At 46.6% G+C, this 13,137-nt stretch carries 11 protein-coding genes; 3 read left to right on the plus strand and 8 right to left on the minus strand.

From position 1 onward, the window contains the following. Positions 1-21: 21 nt before the first annotated feature. The 8 genes from DESPODRAFT_RS05210 to DESPODRAFT_RS05245 form a co-directional block, all read right to left on the minus strand. Positions 22-417 carry an FxsA family protein gene (locus DESPODRAFT_RS05210; RefSeq protein WP_004071883.1) on the minus strand — a complete coding sequence of 132 codons (396 nt, stop codon included), beginning with the start codon at positions 415-417 and terminating at the stop codon, positions 22-24. 79 nt (positions 418-496) lie between these two features. Continuing rightward, positions 497-1,240, minus strand: a complete 744-nt coding sequence (gene aat, locus DESPODRAFT_RS05215) for a leucyl/phenylalanyl-tRNA--protein transferase (RefSeq protein ID WP_004071892.1) — start codon at positions 1,238-1,240, stop codon at positions 497-499. Continuing rightward, positions 1,240-3,501 carry an ATP-dependent Clp protease ATP-binding subunit ClpA gene (gene clpA, locus DESPODRAFT_RS05220; protein WP_004071894.1) on the minus strand — a complete coding sequence of 754 codons (2,262 nt, stop codon included), beginning with the start codon at positions 3,499-3,501 and terminating at the stop codon, positions 1,240-1,242. The genes aat and clpA overlap by 1 nt, the downstream gene beginning before the upstream one ends. Before the next feature lie 4 nt (positions 3,502-3,505). Beyond that, the gene (gene clpS / locus DESPODRAFT_RS05225; protein WP_004071895.1) at positions 3,506-3,814 is read right to left on the minus strand and encodes an ATP-dependent Clp protease adapter ClpS; all 309 of its coding nucleotides are present in this window, start codon (positions 3,812-3,814) and stop codon (positions 3,506-3,508) included. Between the two features lie 29 nt (positions 3,815-3,843). Then, positions 3,844-6,369 carry a preprotein translocase subunit SecA gene (gene secA / locus DESPODRAFT_RS05230; protein WP_004071896.1) on the minus strand — a complete coding sequence of 842 codons (2,526 nt, stop codon included), beginning with the start codon at positions 6,367-6,369 and terminating at the stop codon, positions 3,844-3,846. A 135-nt stretch (positions 6,370-6,504) separates the two neighbouring features. Further along, a complete protein-coding gene (locus tag DESPODRAFT_RS05235; protein WP_245532017.1) occupies positions 6,505-7,302 on the minus strand; it encodes a M23 family metallopeptidase in 798 nt (265 codons plus the stop codon). Positions 7,303-7,480: 178 nt separating this feature from the next. Beyond that, complete coding sequence (gene argC / locus DESPODRAFT_RS05240; RefSeq protein WP_040015855.1) at positions 7,481-8,518, minus strand: N-acetyl-gamma-glutamyl-phosphate reductase; 1,038 nt, start codon at positions 8,516-8,518, stop codon at positions 7,481-7,483. A 176-nt stretch (positions 8,519-8,694) separates the two neighbouring features. Then, positions 8,695-9,147, minus strand: coding sequence for a macro domain-containing protein (locus tag DESPODRAFT_RS05245; RefSeq protein ID WP_004071904.1), 453 nt, complete (start codon positions 9,145-9,147; stop codon positions 8,695-8,697). A gap of 262 nt (positions 9,148-9,409) precedes the next feature. On the opposite strand from DESPODRAFT_RS05245, the gene DESPODRAFT_RS05250 reads away from it, so the two are divergent. The 3 genes from DESPODRAFT_RS05250 (at position 9,410) to DESPODRAFT_RS05260 (ending at position 13,099) form a co-directional block, all read left to right on the plus strand. Continuing rightward, a complete protein-coding gene (locus DESPODRAFT_RS05250; protein ID WP_004071905.1) occupies positions 9,410-10,381 on the plus strand; it encodes a TAXI family TRAP transporter solute-binding subunit in 972 nt (323 codons plus the stop codon). A gap of 93 nt (positions 10,382-10,474) precedes the next feature. Beyond that, on the plus strand, positions 10,475-12,565 hold the full coding sequence (locus DESPODRAFT_RS05255) for a TRAP transporter permease (protein WP_004071906.1): 2,091 nt from the start codon (positions 10,475-10,477) through the stop codon (positions 12,563-12,565). A gap of 42 nt (positions 12,566-12,607) precedes the next feature. Next, positions 12,608-13,099 carry a universal stress protein gene (locus DESPODRAFT_RS05260; RefSeq protein ID WP_004071907.1) on the plus strand — a complete coding sequence of 164 codons (492 nt, stop codon included), beginning with the start codon at positions 12,608-12,610 and terminating at the stop codon, positions 13,097-13,099. Positions 13,100-13,137: the final 38 nt, after the last annotated feature.

Raw genomic sequence — 13,137 nt, forward strand, 5'->3', positions numbered from 1 at the left:
AATGCAGATTGTCTGTGCTGTTCAATGAAATCGGGTGATGTTAATGCTTCCGTTGGCTGTCATGTCGTCAATTTTTTTTCGTAAATAACGTTTAAAGGTGTTTCGAGTGGGGGGCCATAACAGCAAAAGACCTGCCGTGTCCGTTAAAAGCCCGGGCGTAATGAGCAATAATCCGGCAATGAGGATGATAAAGGCATCTAACAGTTCTTCGGCCGGCATACGTCCCTGGTTTAAATTCTGACGCACCTTTATCATGGTGTTCAATCCTTCCATTCGGGCAAGATAGGCGCCGATGAAGCCGGTTACAATGACCAGTATTACGGTGTTTAACCCGCCTATAATACCCCCAAGATGGATAAGGATATATAATTCAGCCACAGGGATAAGGGTAAAACATAAAAACAGTCTGAACAGCATAGAATACTCCTAACTTAATTCATATCTTAACGAATAATGGCTATGAACCCGCAGTTGTCAAGGCAGAACAATCCATTGCTCATACGGCATCAGGAATATGACTTGGGGGTGAAATTGTTTTGATTTGGGGGAAAAGATGTCGTCCGGAGCGCCACAGGCCGTCCGATACTTTTTGATCAACACCGTGGTTTAACATGTCAAGAAACAGATCTCTGCTTATCTCCTGGGCCCCCATGCGAAGCAGATGGCCGGAGGTAACCTGGCAATCAATCATCCCAAACCCCTGTTTGTCAAGTTCCTGGGCCAGGGCCACAAGCGCAACCTTGGAGGCATTGGATACAAGGGAAAACATGGATTCTCCGAAAAACGCTTTCCCCAGGCTGACCCCGTACAGGCCTCCGGCCAGCTGGTCGCCCTGCCAGGCTTCCACGGAGTGGGCGAGCCCCATTTTGTGCAACGTGATATAGGCATCAATCATCTCATCGACCAGCCAGGTGCCTTCGGGTTTGTCTTGCCTGGGTTGTGAACAGGCAACAATAGTTTGTTCGAACGCGGTGTTGATCCTAATGGAAAAACACGCCTTTCGAATGGTTTTTTTCAAGCTTTTTGACATCCTGATTCTGGAAGGAAAAAGCACCGTCCGGGGATCAGGGGACCACCAGAGAACGGGTTCACTATTGGAAAACCATGGGAAAATACCGTTTCTATATGCCAGGATCAAACGCTTTGCGCAAAGATCCCCCCCAATACACAACAAACCATCGGACCGCGCCAGCCAGGCCGGCGGGAATTGACTTTTTTCAGATAATCTGAATAGGGGCATCAGACCGATTTGATATTAAATGTGAGTTCTCCGTTCTTTAGGCCTACGGAGATTTTGCCTCCTTTTTCAAGCTTGCCGAAAAGAATTTCATCGGTGAGCTTGTCTTTGATTTCGGTTTGGATAAGGCGGGCCAAAGGCCGGGCACCGAATTTGGGATCATAACCTTTTTTGGCCAGATGGGCCCGGGCGTCGGCTGAATAGCTTAAAGAAATCCCCTGGCCAGTGAGCATCTCTTTAAGCTCCTTCATGTTCTTGTCCACAATCAGCTCCATCACCTTCTCAGATAAATGGTTAAACTGAACAATACCGTCAAGGCGGTTTCGAAATTCCGGACTGAAGGTGTTTTTCACCGCTTTCATGCCCTGGGAGTCGGAATTGGCGTTTTGTGATCCAAACCCGATGCTGTTGATGCTCATTTCCCTGGCCCCGGCATTGGAGGTCATGATAATGATCACATTTCTGAAATCAGCGGATTTACCATTATTGTCAGTAAGTGTGGCATAATCCATGACCTGGAGAAGAATGTTGTAAAGGTCCATATGGGCCTTTTCAATTTCATCCAGAAGAAGCACACAATGGGGATGCTTGCGGATATTGTCGGTTAAAATGCCCCCCTGTTCAAATCCCACATATCCCGGAGGCGCACCAATGAGCCTGGATACGGCATGCTTTTCCATGTATTCGCTCATGTCAAAGCGTAAAAATTTAATGCCCATGTTGGCGGCCAGCTGTCTGGCCACCTCGGTTTTGCCGACCCCTGTGGGGCCCATGAAAAGAAAGGAACCAATGGGATGGTCCGGCGCTGCAAGTCCGGCCCGGGATCTTTTAATCGCCGTGGTCAGGGTTTCAATGGCATCGTCCTGGCCAAAAATAACGCTGAGCAGTTTGCCGGGCAAAGATTCCAGGGAAGACTTGTCTGCCGCAGTCATACTGGATACCGGCACCTTGGCTATTTTAGCCACGATTTTTTCAATATCCTTGGGGCTGACGGTTTTACGCCGGCCGTCAGCCGTAAGTTTTAAAAAGGCTCCAGCCTCGTCAATAACGTCAATTGCCTTGTCCGGTAAGAACCGGTCATTGATGTATTTATCTGACAGGTAGGCCGCAGCTTCAATGCTTTTATCCGGGTATTTCAAGCCATGGTGTTCCTCGTAGCAGGTTCGCAGGCCTTTAAGAATTTCAACCGTATCCTCAACGCTGGGCTCGGCCACTTCGATTTTTTCAAACCGTCGGGAAAAGGCCCGGTCTTTTTCAAAATGGTTTTTGTATTCTTCATAGGTGGTGGTGCCGATACACTTGATGTCGCCTGAGGATAACGCCGGTTTGAGGATGTTGGAAGCATCCATGGAGCCTGATGTGGTCGCCCCGGCACCCACAACCGTATGGATTTCATCAATCACCAGAAGCGCATTTTCCTTTTCTTCCAATGCGGAGATGACATCCTTGAGGCGTTGTTCAAAATCGCCCCTGTATTTGGTGCCGGCTAAAAGCGCGCCCATATCCAGGGAGTACAGTTCACAGTTTTTAAGCAGATCCGGCACGGTCTTATCGTTTATTTTCAATGCCAGGCCTTCTGCAATGGCTGTCTTTCCAACGCCGGGATCCCCCACGAGGATGGGGTTGTTTTTCCGCCGCCGGCAAAGTACCTGCATGACCCGTTCGGTTTCAAGCGCTCTGCCGATAAGGGGATCAATCTTATTGTCCTGGGCCCGTTTGATCAGATCGGAAGTGAATAAAGCCAGCGGATCTTTTTTCTTCTGACGCCTGGTTTTTGGGTCGGCCTGGTGGAAAAGCTGCTGGGGCTTGTCGCCATCAGGTGTCTCTTTTTTTTCTTTATCTCCATCGTGGGAGATGAGCCTGAGTACATCCAGCCGGGTAATCCCTTCAGATTCCAGATAAAAAGCGGCATGGGAATCCTTTTCCTGAAAAATGGATGCCAGGATATCTCCGAGATTTACCTCTGATTTTTCAGCGGATCTGGCATGATTGATGGCACGCTGAATCATCCGCTGGAAGCCGATGGTCTGCTGGAGTACATATTCTTCGCTGGTCTCTATTTTGGTCAGTTTTTCATCAAAGAATTTTTCAAGATCCTCTTTGATGTGCTCGGGGCTGCCACCACATTTTTCAATAGTTTCAAGGCCTGCTTCATGATTGACAATGGCGTAAAGAACATGTTCGACGCAGACATATTCATGTCTTCTTTTTTTAGCTTCCCGAACGGCAAATCCGAGTGCTGTGGATAGTTCTTTGCTGATCATATATTTACTCCTTTTCCATTGTACTTTTTAAGGGAAACCCTTTGCTGCTTGCCAGATTATGCACAGTCTGAACTTTTGTTTCCGCTATTTCCCGGGGATAAATACCGCACACGGCCTTTCCCTTATTATGTATATTAAGCATTATTTGTGTGGCTTTTTCAAGAGATTTTCCGAATACCCGGACCAGGATCTCCACCACAAAATCCATGGTTGTATAATCGTCATTGTGCAAAAGCACCTTATACATGGGCGGATGATCCTCACTTGTGTCATGGGATATTTTGGGTTGGGTTTTAGAATCAGTGGATGTCATACCTTAACCTTAGGTTCAATTGACCATTATTATTGCCCGCAGCATTTCTTATATTTTTTGCCGGAACCACAGGGGCAGGGGGTGTTTCTTTGGACCTTTTCAGATGAGCGCCTCACCGGCTGTTTGGGCGCGGATTCGTCAGAATGGGAAGAAAAGCTCAGGTCCTGCTGTTCTTCCTGTTTCATCTGCTCAACCTGAGTGGGAGAGGCGATCTGGATTTTAAACAGGATATCCACCACTTCCTTTTTGATCCGATTCATCAGGTCCTGGAACATATCAAACCCTTCTTTTTTATAGATACGTAAAGGATCCTGCTGGGCATATCCCCGAAGACCGATGCCTTCCTTTAGGTGGTCCATGTTCAAAAGATGCTCCTTCCATCGGGTGTCCACGGTCTGAAGGATAATAAACCGTTCAACGTGGCGTATGATTTCAGGGCCGTACATCTCTTCTCTTTTCCGGTATTGATCCAGGGCCGCATCAAATATAAATTGTCCCAGCTGATCGGCGGAAAAATTTTCCTGCACAGGTTCATCCAAGGATAAATCCATATTGAACTGCCCTTTGATCGCTGAAGAAAGTCCTTCCAGATCCCACTCCTTAAGTGCTGTTTTATCTACAACAAATCCTTCCACAAGGTCATAGGATACATCTTCCATCATATCGTGGGCTACTTGTTTGAGATCTTTGGATGCCAGTGCCTGGCGGCGCTGGCGGTAAATGATCTCACGCTGCTGGTTCATCACATCGTCATATTCAAGCAGGTGCTTTCTGATTTCAAAATTGTGTCCTTCCACCTTGGACTGGGCGTTTTCGATAGCTTTGGAAATAAATTTATGCTCAATGTGCTCGCCATCTTCAATGCCCAGTCGGTCCATGACGGCATGGATACGGTCTCCGCCAAAAATTCTGAGCAGATCGTCTTCCAGACTTAAATAAAACCGGGAACTTCCCGGATCTCCCTGGCGACCGGACCGCCCCCTCAACTGGTTGTCAATACGCCGGGATTCATGGCGGGATGTGCCGAGAATATGAAGGCCGCCAAGTTCTTTTACCCCTTCTCCCAGCTTGATGTCCGTACCACGCCCGGCCATGTTGGTGGAGATGGTCACAGCGCCTTTCTGGCCCGCATTTGCCACAATTTCCGCCTCTTCCTTGTGGTGCTTGGCATTAAGAACATTATGCGGAATCCCTTTTTTCTTGAGCTTTTCACTTAGGGATTCGGAGACATCAATGGAAATGGTACCCACCAGCACAGGCTGTCCTTTTTTATGCAGCCGGATAATCTCCTTGATGGCGGCATCGTATTTTTCCTTCTGGGTCTTGTAAATCAGGTCCGCCCGGTCGTCACGCACCATAGGCTTGTGGGTGGGAATGACCAGCACATCCAGATTATAAATTTTTTTAAATTCCTCTGCTTCCGTATCCGCTGTTCCGGTCATGCCCGACAGCTTGTCATACATCCTGAAGTAGTTCTGGAAGGTGATGGAAGCAAGGGTTTGGTTTTCATTCTCAATTTTAACCCCCTCTTTGGCCTCAAGGGCTTGGTGAAGACCTTCCGAGTAACGACGGCCACTCATAAGCCGGCCTGTAAATTCATCCACAATGACGACCTGACCGTTTTTTACAATGTAGTCTGTGTCTCGTTTGAAAATTACATGGGCCTTTAAAGCCTGATTAAGGTGGTGCAGGAGTTCAATATTGGCCGGATCATAAAGATTCTCCACATTGAGCAGCGCTTCACCCTTTGCAATGCCCTCTTCGGTAAGGGACACGGTTTTTGATTCTTCATCCAGGGTATAGTCGGTATCTTTTTTAAATGCCGGGATAATCGCATTGGCGTGGGTGTAGAGATGGGTCGATTTTTCAGCCGGACCTGAAATAATCAAAGGGGTTCTTGCCTCGTCAATGAGAATGGAATCCACTTCGTCCACAATGGCAAAGTGCAGATCTCTCTGGGCCAGCTCTTCGGGATCGAATTTCATGTTGTCCCGCAGGTAGTCAAAACCAAATTCATTATTGGTACCGTATGTGATATCTGCGGTATAGGCCTGTTTGCGTTCCTGTGATCCCATGTCATGCAGGATGACGCCTACAGTCAGTCCTAAAAATTCATACACCTGGGACATCCATTCCGCGTCACGCCTGGCCAGATAGTCATTGACCGTAACAATGTGAACACCTTTGCCCGTAAGGGCATTCAGGTAGGCGGGCAGGGTGGACATCAAGGTTTTACCTTCACCGGTTTTCATCTCTGCAATAGTACCGCGGTGCAATGCAATGCCCCCAATGAGTTGGACATCGTAATGACGCAGCCCAAGGGTGCGCACCGATGCCTCTCTGACCAGAGCAAAGGCTTCTGGAAGAATGTCTTCCAGGGTCTCTCCCTTTGCCAGTCGGCTTTTAAACTCAGTTGTTTTTTCACCTATCCGGGTATCTGATAAAGCCTGCATTTGGGGCTCAAATTCGTTTATTTTGTCAATAATCGGCTGAATTTTTTTAAGGGTCCTGTCATTGTTGGAGCCGAAAAGTTTAGTAAGAAAAGTGAGTAACATGTAAACGCTGCCTGTTTAAATTTTAAGGTCATTTAATTTGTTAGTACAACATATAAGCATTATTCCAGGAAATAAAAGAAAAAAAAATTCAGAATAGCCACGAATTTTTTTCTGGATAGGCGGAAATAGGGAACACTAGTTAAGAATGTATTTTGAGGGGTTGGCAGGGGTCCCGTTGACAAGAACCTCATAGTGAAGATGGGGCCCGGTGGTTCGGCCGGTATTGCCTAATGTGGCAATTGTCTCTCCGCGGTTAACCTGTTGGTGTTTATGGACGAGGATATCTCTTAAATGGGCATATTTGGTAGCTTTCCCATATCCGTGGTCAATAATGACGACATTTCCATAGCCGTTCTTTCGTCCGGCAAAGACCACTTTACCGGCCGCCGTTGAAACAATTTTAGTGCCCATTCGGTTGGAGATATCAAGACCTGAATGAAATGTTTTTCCTCCAGTGAATGGGCACTTGCGGTAACCAAAAGGCGAGGTTATCATACCTGAGACCGGCTTGATGGAAGGGGATGAGGCCAGCAGGTTTTTCTTTTTTTCCAATTTATCGATCAGTTCTTTGAAATCCAGTTTCCCTTTATCTGCAACAGATCTGATCTGTTTTACCTGATGATGCATCTCTCGTATCAACGCGTTATGATGGACATCCAGGGGTATCTCTTGATCCAGATTGGTTTCCGGTACTCCGCCGATGCCCCAAAGGCCTGATGATTGCCCTGATTTGTCAATATCGGCAATGAGGCGGACCTGATTCTCCAATTGCCCAAGTTTTGAGATTTGTTCCTTTAGTCCCTGAATTTCCGCGGCAAACACCTGGATCTGGCGTCTCTGGTCTTCAAGTTCCGTTTTTTGACCCTCGATGGTTTCATGGAGCGCTGTGTTATCCCAGTCAGCCCGCTTAAGCAAATAGTAATCATACCCCAAATAGGATACTGCGCCGACGAAGAGCAAAAAAAGAGGAATAGAAAAAAATAAAAACGATTTTCTAAGTGAAATTTCTCTTATATTTGAACTATCGTCTGAATGAAACCATATTTTGATTCGGTTTTTCATCTGGATATTAATACAAGTTCTATGACCCGCGTGTCAAGTAAAAATGCCCCTACAGCGGGGTTTGCACCCAATCCAAACCGGCTTTCTCATCAATGTCGAACATAATATTCATATTCTGAACGGCCTGACCGGAAGCGCCTTTGAGCAGGTTATCAATGCCGGAAACCAGTATCAGTCGGCCTGATTCAGGTTCCAGATGAAAGCCGATATCGCAGCAGTTCGTCCCCTTGATATGGGACATGTTCGGAAATTTATCCGGGGGTAGAATCCTGATGAAGGGTTCGTTCTCGTACCATTTATTCAGGGCCTCGCGAATTTGTTTTTCGGCGACATTTTCACAGGTTTGGGCATAAATGGTTGAAACCATCCCCCGGGTTACGGGCACCAGGTGGGGAACAAAGGTCAGGGAAACGGGTTCTCCGGCTGCCTTGGTTAACACCTCGTTGATTTCAGGGGTGTGCCTGTGATTGCCCACTTTATACGGACCAAAAGATTCGTTTACCTCACAAAAATGGGTAGTCAGTGAAAGAGAGCGGCCTGCGCCGCTGACCCCGGATTTAGAATCTGAAATAAGGCCCTGGGGAGAAATCAGTTTTTCCTTGAGCAACGGAACCAGGGGCAGAAGGATGGATGTTGGGTAACACCCGGGATTCCCGATTATCCTTGCGCTTCTGATGCGATCCCGATTGAGTTCACACAAGCCGTAAACACTTTCCTCCAGAAGCTTTGGGGCAGTGTGTGGCTGATATACCGCTTCATATGCTTTGGCATCATCAAACCTGAAGTCCGCTGAAAGATCTATGACTTTTATACCCTGGTCTATGAGTTTTGGCGCAAAGGCCATTGATACCTTGTGGGGCAAGGCCAGAAATACGACATCCACTTTACTTGAAAGCGCAACGGCATCAAAGGGTGTGCATACCAGGGATTCAAATCCGCGCATGGACGGAAATATGTCGGTAAACGCTTTCCCCTGGTATGAGTTTGAGGTCACTGCTTCAAGGCTGGCCTTAGGGTGGTTGGAAATCAGTTTGACCAGTTCGAGGCCGGTATAGCCTGATGCGCCTGCTATTGCTGTTTTAATCATCATTTTAATCTTTATCTTTAGTCTTAATGTTTTAGATTTAGTGGTCGCACGCCCCCGAGTTTGGGTGCAAAGACATCCATCTCCAGAATGCCGATGGATGCCTTTGCGGCAAACACTAAAATAAAATCAGCAATTGTGCAAATCCTATTTGATTATTTTTTAATTATGGAATTTAATCATCTCAGCTCAACCAGGGTATGAGCCTGGCCATCCAGGGCGCTGTCTATTATTTTGCTGATCATGTTCCAGTCTCCTTTGGCAAGGCCTGCCCCGATTTTGGGATATGCCATGCGATTGCCGCTGAACTGTTTTTTCAATGCGCTAAAGACTTTTTTTATGGCATCATAATCAACCAGGACCCCGTCCCCCGAATAGTGATACTGGGTGTAGGCATTGATCACATACAATCGTCCGGATGGCGTGTGTACACATGCCTTTGAATAACTGCCCAGCTTGGACCTGTCGCCGGATGCCGTCGCAAGGTCCGCTTCCCAGGCCTGGGGGAAATGGGTGCGGATCTGTCTGGCAATTCCGGCGCCCATGGTGCAAAAACAATTGCAGCCGTGAATGATTACATCAAAGCGCCCTTCTTTGGCCAGGTGAATTAGATTTCCTTTTACGCATTTCATGGGTATTCGGTCCTATTAACATTTGTTCCATTTTTCATAAATTATCCTTTTTAATATCAAAAACCAACGGGATAATAGTGGGAAACGCAAATAAACTTGCAATGGGAAGCAACTTTTTTTATAGTCGAAAGGATTATTGGGAATAACAGCCATGGACTGGTCTGGTCGATCAAAGCCCAGGCTCAGCCCACAACAAAGCTTGAAAGATCTGAGGAGCTTACCCAGACTTTCTTAAAAATAAAAATAACCAGTGGAGGGGAAAATGAAAAAAGGTGTTGTGAGTCTGTTGGCATTAATTTTTTGTATGGTAACGGTTCTTCCTTTGGCTTATGCGAAGACCCAGTTTGTAACAATTGGCACCGGGGGTCTTACCGGTGTCTATTATCCCACAGGTGGCGCTATTGCCAAAATGGTCAACAATAAAAAGAGAGAATATGGAATTCGTGCAACGGTGGAATCAACCGGCGGATCGGCTTTTAACATTAACGCGATTATGAGTGGAGATCTTGAATTCGGTATTGCCCAGTCAGACAAGCAGTTCCAGGCGATGAAGGGCCTTGCCGAATGGGCGGAGAGAGGTCCGCAAGCGGATCTTCGTTCAGTTTTCTCTATTCATGATGAAGCAGTCACATTGATTTCTGCAGTTGAAAGCCAAATTAAAGATGCTTCAGACTTAAAGGGGAAAATTGTTAACCTTGGGAATCCCGGTTCCGGGCAGCTTGAAAATGCCATTGAGATTTTGGAGACACTTGGAATTGATCCTGAAAAGGATGTTACTGCAGAATATATAAAGGCTTCTGAAGCTCCTAGTATTCTGCAAGACGGTCGTATTGATGCGTTCTTCTATACGGTGGGCCATCCGAATGGTGCTATCACAGAGGCAACATCGGGTGCCCGTAAAGTGCGCTTCACTTCTATCACAGGTGTAGATAGCATGTTGAAAAAATATCCCTATTTTTCAAAAACCATTATTCGGGCATCCATGTATCCGGGGGCCCAAAATGATGCGGATACGGAAACCATTGGTATGAAAGCAACATTGGTTACTTCGGCTAAGGTGCCTGAAGATGTGGTTTATGCGATTACCAAAGAGGTTTTTGAAAATTTTGAAGAGTTCAAAAAACTTCACCCGGCATATGCGACATTGACCAGAGAGGGAATGCTGACAGGTCTTCCCGCTCCGTTGCATGCGGGTGCGGAAAAGTACTATAAGGAAGTTGGGTTAATGAAATAACTTTTCAAAGGGTCGGGAGCAGTTTTGTATCCGGCCCTTTTTTTTATTGTTCTCTTAGCTTAATTTTTACCATCATTATATTTGAGGTCGCAGATGAGTAAGATTAGAATCGATAAGATCGAAGATGACTTTAAGGAAGCCAAAAGGCTTGCTGAAGAAGAAGAGGGGATCGGGCGAAAGCCCGAGGGATGGCAAAAGTATCTAATTCCGACAATTGCCATAGCGTGGAGCTTGTTCCAGCTTTCTCTGCCGAGATTTGTACTTCTCGATTCGACATATATACGCGCGATTCATCTCGCGTTTGCCATGATGTTGGTTTTTCTTAATTATCCCTTATTGAAGAAACCCATTTTCGGCCTCAAATATTTGGCTCGACATAAGAGGATACCGTTACTGGACATGGTGATTGCCGCCTTCGCCGCCTACTGTGCGCTCTACCTTGTTATTAATTACGATCAGATTATTACCCGGTACGGATCACCCACAACGATGGATATTGTGATCGGGATAGCCTTGGTTGTATTGCTTCTTGAGGCCGCCAGAAGAACCATTGGGCCGGCGCTTCCCGTGATTGCCGGTGGTTTTATCGTTTATTCATTTTTAGGTCCTTATATGCCCGCTTTGATTGCCTTCAAAGGGACTTCTATGGGACGTTTTGTGGGGCAGATGACCATGTCAACAGAGGGAATTTATGGCATTCCCTTGGATGTATCGGCAACGATTGTCTTTTTGTTTGTGTTGTTTGGCGCCATGCTGGACAAAGCCGGTGCCGGTCACTATTTTATACAGCTTGCGTTAAGTTTATTAGGACGTTTTAAAGGCGGACCGGCCAAAGCTGCCATTATGGGTTCCGGTCTAACAGGTCTTGTATCCGGTTCTTCCATCGCAAATATTGTGACAACCGGGACATTTACCATACCCATGATGAAAAAAGTGGGTTATTCGCCAACCAAAGCTGCCGCAATTGAAGTTGCGGCGTCGACGGATGGACAGCTGGCGCCACCGATTATGGGTGCTGCGGCTTTTATTATTGCCGAATATGTGAATGTTCCATACATTGAAGTGGTTAAAGCGGCGGCGATCCCTGCTTTTGCTTCCTACGCGGCGCTTTTTTTCATCTCTCACATTGAAGCCTCGAAAGCGGGTATCAAGGGGCTGCCCAAAAATGAGCTGCCTCAATTTTTCAAAACCCTGCTAAGTGGTGTCCATTTCCTAATTCCCCTTTCCATGTTGCTTTACGAGTTGATTGTGGTTCGCCATTCGCCGGAGTTGGCGGCATTTAACGCCATTTTAGTACTGTTTTTTATTATGGTTTTTCAGTACCCCTACCTGGCTTACCGGAAAGGCGACCCCCTTTTGCCGGCGTTTAAGCAATCTTTTTTGATGATCTTAGATGCACTTGCTTCCGGTGGGAGAAATATGGTTTCCGTGGCCCTGGCAACAGCAGCGGCAGGTATCATTGTGGGGGTTGTTGCGTTAGGGCTTGGCAACCTTATCTCTGAAATTATTGACGTTCTTTCCATGGGTAATGTTTTTCTGATGTTGATCATTACAGCGATTGCCAGCCTGATTATCGGCATGGGTTTGCCGACCACGGCAACCTACATTGTTATGGCCGCGTTGACGGCACCGGCGATTGTTACCATTGGTGGGGTTCAAGGGTTTATCGTGCCGTTGATGTCTGCCCATCTTTTTTGTTTTTATTTTGGCATTTTAGCTGATGATACGCCGCCGGTGGGGCTTGCGGCCTATGCCGCTTCGGCCATCGCCAAATCACCTCCCATTGCCACCGGTATTCAGGGGTTCTTGTATGATATCCGGACGGCTATTTTGCCATTTATGTTTATTTTCAACTCCGATCTTATTTTGCATAATGTGAATTCATGGTCTCAGGGAATATTGATATTTGTTATGGCCTGTGTCGGCAACTTTGCCTTTGCGTCGGCGACCCAGGGGTGGTTTGTAGCCAAAAATAAAAAATGGGAAATTCCGTTTTTCCTCTGTGTGACGTTTATTTTGATGCGTCCGGATCAGATTGCGATTTGGCTCGGAATCCCCCACGAGCAGCGATACTGGACATATTTAATTGGGTTGGCAATTTACGGTGCGCTTTATTTATTGCAGCGACCACGAACCGCTCGTGATGAAGCCGAGATAGAGAATACAACGGCAGAAAGATATTAGGGAAAACGTTGGTTTTACCCGTTTTATGAAGGAGGAATCCCGGTGTCGGATATTAGAAAAATTCTTGTTCCGGTTACTTTTTCTGAATTTTCTGAAGAGCTGATTGGATATGCGATCGACGTTGCCAGGCCGCTCAGCGCGGAAGTTGTTTTTGTGAATGTCATTGATCAGAAACATATTCAGGCACTTCAGACCATTGCCTCATTTGGGTATGAAGTTGATGAGACGCAGTACATTCAGGAAGTTGAAAAACAACGAATTGGTATTTTAGAAGAGCGGCTCAGCCGGATTAACTACCCGGATGAGAAAATGCGGATTGTGTTTAAAAGGGGAAGACCCGCAGCAGTGCTGCTGAAGTTTGCGATAGATGAAAGGGTCGATCTCATTATCATGGAAGTTAAGGGTAAATCTGAGATTCTACATGCATTAAGCGGGTCTATTGCGGAAAAAATATTTCGCTATTCACCTGTTCCCGTGTTGTCCTATCGCCGAAAAGAAATTGCGGATAAACTTCTCCAACGAATCCATGTGTAATTTCTCTGGCTCTGCGGGTCGTCTGGCTCTGCGGGTCG

The sequence above is a fragment of the Desulfobacter postgatei 2ac9 genome, assembly GCF_000233695.2.
Taxonomy (GTDB): Bacteria; Desulfobacterota; Desulfobacteria; order Desulfobacterales; family Desulfobacteraceae; genus Desulfobacter; species Desulfobacter postgatei.

Bases quoted from the DNA above. Each gene is read 5' to 3' on its own strand.
- clpS (WP_004071895.1), bottom strand. From the start codon at position 3,814: ATGACATCCACTGATTCTAAAACCCAACCCAAAATATCCCATGACACA.
- argC (WP_040015855.1), bottom strand. From the start codon at position 8,518: ATGATTAAAACAGCAATAGCAGGCGCATCAGGCTATACCGGCCTCGAA.
- clpA (WP_004071894.1), bottom strand. From the start codon at position 3,501: ATGATCAGCAAAGAACTATCCACAGCACTCGGATTTGCCGTTCGGGAA.
- DESPODRAFT_RS05245 (WP_004071904.1), bottom strand. From the start codon at position 9,147: ATGAAATGCGTAAAAGGAAATCTAATTCACCTGGCCAAAGAAGGGCGC.
- DESPODRAFT_RS05250 (WP_004071905.1), top strand. From the start codon at position 9,410: ATGAAAAAAGGTGTTGTGAGTCTGTTGGCATTAATTTTTTGTATGGTA.
- DESPODRAFT_RS05210 (WP_004071883.1), bottom strand. From the start codon at position 417: ATGCTGTTCAGACTGTTTTTATGTTTTACCCTTATCCCTGTGGCTGAA.
- aat (WP_004071892.1), bottom strand. From the start codon at position 1,240: ATGCCCCTATTCAGATTATCTGAAAAAAGTCAATTCCCGCCGGCCTGG.
- secA (WP_004071896.1), bottom strand. From the start codon at position 6,369: ATGTTACTCACTTTTCTTACTAAACTTTTCGGCTCCAACAATGACAGG.
- DESPODRAFT_RS05255 (WP_004071906.1), top strand. From the start codon at position 10,475: ATGAGTAAGATTAGAATCGATAAGATCGAAGATGACTTTAAGGAAGCC.